General features: G+C 73.2%; 2 protein-coding genes. Both read right to left on the bottom strand.

Annotation, left to right across the window (positions count from 1 at the left end):
- Positions 1–5 precede the first annotated feature (5 nt).
- Positions 6–1,226 (bottom strand): tetratricopeptide repeat protein, encoded by a 1,221-nt coding sequence (locus tag ROTAS13_RS21260; RefSeq protein WP_075823330.1) that lies wholly within the window; start codon positions 1,224–1,226, stop codon positions 6–8.
- A partial coding sequence (locus ROTAS13_RS21255; protein ID WP_075823329.1) for a cellulose biosynthesis cyclic di-GMP-binding regulatory protein BcsB occupies positions 1,226–3,497 on the bottom strand: 2,272 nt, incomplete at its 5' end. The genes ROTAS13_RS21255 and ROTAS13_RS21260, both read right to left, overlap by 1 nt.

The following is a 3,497-nucleotide window of genomic DNA, read 5'->3' as shown; positions in this document are numbered from 1 at the left end:
TGTGATCAAGAGACAGGCCGCAGCAGGATGTCACCCAGCAGCGCCTGGGCCTCGGCCTGTTCCGCGCCGCCCTGGCGCACCGCGGCCTCCAGCGTCGCCTCGGCCTGCTGCACCTGACCACGGGCGATCTGCGACCGGGCGGTGTTGACCGCTCCGGCATAGCTCGCGCCGTCCAGCGCCTGCCCCCATTTGCGGCGGCCCTCCTGCGGGTCGGCCGCGATGGCGCGGGCCAGCAGGGTCTTCGCCTCGTTGCTGCGACCCTGGCGGAGCCGCACCAGCCCCAGCCCGCCCAGCGCGTCGGAATCCTCGGGCGCCTGTTGCAGCACCGCCTGGAAGGCCGCCTCCGCCGCGGCGACGCGGTTGCCGTTCAGCGCCTCGAACCCCGCCTGGCGGCGCGCGCCCATCTCGTCCTGCGGGGTGCGGGCCGGGTTGCGGGCCTCCGCCAGTTGCCGCTGCGCCTGCTGGTCGTCCGGATAGCGCTCCAGATAGGCTTCCAGCCCGGGGATGGCCGAGGCACTGGCCCCGTCCCAGCTCAGCGCCTGCCGCCAGGAGTTCCGCGCCTGCTGCGCCATGTCGGGGCTGCCGGCGAGTTGCTGGAGAAGGCGGATGCCCTCCGTGCGCGAGCCCTCGCGCCAGGTGAGGACCTGGGCAAGGGCGAGCTGCAGGGCCCGGTTGCCCGGATTGCGGTCCAGCAGCCGCTTCAGCCCGTCCCGGCCCTGGGCATAGCCGTCGGGCGTCCCCGCCTGGGCCTGGTAGTATTCCTGCGCGAAGACATCCGGCGGGGTGCTGCCGCCGAAGATCTGCCGGTAGCGCGCCACCGCCGCCGCGTTCTGCCCCGCCTGCGCCAGCCGCCTGGCCTCGGCCACCTGGGCCGGGTCGGCGGAGGCGCCGCGGAGCTGGGTCTCGGTGCTGCCCACCACGGAATTGCCGGGCGCGACCTGACGCAGCCGCGCCAGGGTGCGGTCCGCCGCGGCCCGGTCGCCCTGCTGCGCCTGGGCCTGGGCGAGGCCGGACAGCGCCGCGACATTGTCGGGATCGGCGGCCAGCACGCGTTCCAGCGCCCGGATCACCTGGTCCGTCCGACCCTGGCCACGCCAGTAGTTCGCCTGGTCGAGCAGGACCTGGATCGCCCGGTCCTCCGCCCGGGCCGCCGCCGGCAGCACCGGCAGAGCCGTGGAGGCAAGGAGCAGCGCCGCGAGATGCGGCCTGGAGCGGGGTGCCGGCATCAGATCTGGGCCCTGAGGCGGGCCGCGACGCGCCGCCGGATGATCCAGTAGGACGGGGCGGCCAGCAGCAGCGCCGCACCGACCACCAGGAGCAGAACCATGTCCGGCCGGTTGCCGAGGTAGAGCTGCGGCCAAAGCCAGACCGGCAGGCTGCCTACCGAATAGGTCGGGCTGATGCGGTAGGATTCGACCCGTCCGCCGGACAGCCAGGCCACGTCGCCCTGGATGCGCGGCAGCTGGTCCGGGTCGCTCAGCGCGTTCAGCATGGCCTCGACGCCCTGCGGCGTGGTGCCGGTGACCGCCACCAGCGTCCGTCCCGACTGGAGCGGGCTTTCGGTGCCGATCATGATGCCCTGGCCGTCGCCCGGCCCGGACACGACGGCGTTCAGCCGTGTCCGGTCGCGCAGCCGGTCATCCGACAGGAAGAAGTTGCGGAAGTTCTCCATCGGGCTTGGCAGCGAGACCTGAAGGCGGTTGCCGTCCAGCCGGACCGGGCTGTCCCGGAGCAGGCGCGCCAGCGCCGGCACGCGGTTGAGCGAGCCGACCACCAGCAGGTTGCGGTCCACCACGCTGTCCAGGGTGCTGGAGTGGGCGATGGCCAGGCGCAGGGCCGGCAGGCCGGTATTGGCCGCCAGCCGTCCGATCAGCCCCATCGCGTGGGAGAGTTCCAGCGAGGTCGGACGGTCCGGCAGCACCAGCGCCGTATCGGAAAGATCCGCGAGCTTGGTGTAGGGGAAGCCGGAGCCCGCGAAGAAGGCGAGGTTCGGCAGGGCGGTGAAGCGGTAGGAGCGCGACAGGTCGATCGTGCTGTCCGGGTCGATCGAGGCGCGGATGTCGCCCGGGATGGCGGTGCAGTCGCCCCGGTTCAGCGGCCGCATGTCGAAGCGCATCTGCAGGTTGTTCAGCCCGAAGATCAGGTAGGACGGCAGCCCGGCCGAACCGGTGCCACGGTCGTCGCCGAGGCCCACGCCCAGTTGCCGCGCCACCCAGCTCCATGGCCAGGCCGGGTCGCCCTCGCGCAGCGGCAGGGATTTCAGGTAGTTGCCGTTCAGCGAGACATCGAGGCGGGAGACCTGGAGATCCGTCACCGGCCCCGGCGGGGCGCGGAAGAACAGGTCCACCGGGATGGATCGCTGCCGCCAAGTATAGACGTCGGGCGCGGTCCGGAAGGGCACGGCGATGTTGCCGGGCGCGAAGCCGTAGGACTGGAGCTCCGAGGGGTCCACCAGCTCGCCGAAGCGCACCGGCCGCTCCGTACGGATCCAGCGCGGCGCGTCATAGGGCTGGCGTGCCGGGATGTCGGGCGCCGAGACCAGGGAGGCCTCGCCCGACAGCCCCTGGCTCGACACGGCGAGCGCCTGCGCCGCGGCGACGGCCTCGGCCCCGGTGCGGCCGCCGATGACCAGAAGGATCGACTCCGGGTCGGTGGGGTTGGGCACCAGCGCCAGGGTCGGCCCCTCGAAGCGGGGCAGCGCCACGCCGGGCACGGAATCCGCGCCCACCGCCACCACCACGCCATTGCCCCGGGTCGGCGGGGCGCTGGAGGCCGGGAAGCTGGCGCCGCGGTAATCCGCCTGCACCGCGAACCAGGAGGAGGCGATCAGCGCCGCGCGCGCCACGTCGTTGCTGGCATCGGCCGCCACCACGAAGGGCAGGACCAGCGGCACGCGCAGCTGCACCCGGTCGAAGAAAGGCGCCGGCAGCCGTGCCAGGTCGCGCGGCATGGCCAGGCGCTCGGTGGTCAGTTCCAGCACGGACTGGTCCGAGATGGTGGACCAGAGCAGCCCCGAGAGCGGATCGTTGCATTCCGCGGCATAGCGGCCGGTGAAGCGAAAGTTCAGCCGGTTGGTATCGGCGAAGAAGACCGGGTTGATGGGGAACTCCAGCGGTCCGAAGCTGGGCCGCGCACGCTCCGGCGTGATGGCGCCGACGAACTGCTCGTTCAGCGTCATCGCGATCTGCGACAGTTCCGGGATCAGGGCCGGGCTGGTGGCACCGCGAAGCACGAGCTTCGCACCCGTCACCACCTCGTCCTCCCGCACTCCGAAGAGGATGCCCTGGAGGTCCGTCAGGCCGCGGAGCTGCATCGGGGATTGCAGGCCGAGGTCGCGCAGCGTGCGTCGCAGCACCCGCCCCTGGGACGCAGCGGCCGGAACCGACGTGCCGGGGGTGGCGCCCGGCGCGCCCTGGGTCGCCGCCGGGGCCGGCGCCTGCCCCGGCGCAGGGGCCGCGGCCGGAGGCTCGGCCGCCGCGGGCTGGTCGGACTGGGGC

It is taken from the genome of Roseomonas sp. TAS13, from assembly GCF_001950415.1.
GTDB classification, from domain to species: domain Bacteria; phylum Pseudomonadota; class Alphaproteobacteria; order Acetobacterales; family Acetobacteraceae; genus Roseomonas; species Roseomonas mucosa.
This window is presented reverse-complemented; position numbering and strand designations above follow the sequence as displayed.

Coding starts and splice junctions, on each gene's coding strand:
- ROTAS13_RS21260 (WP_075823330.1), bottom strand. CDS start 1,226: ATGCCGGCACCCCGCTCCAGGCCGCATCTCGCGGCGCTGCTCCTTGCC.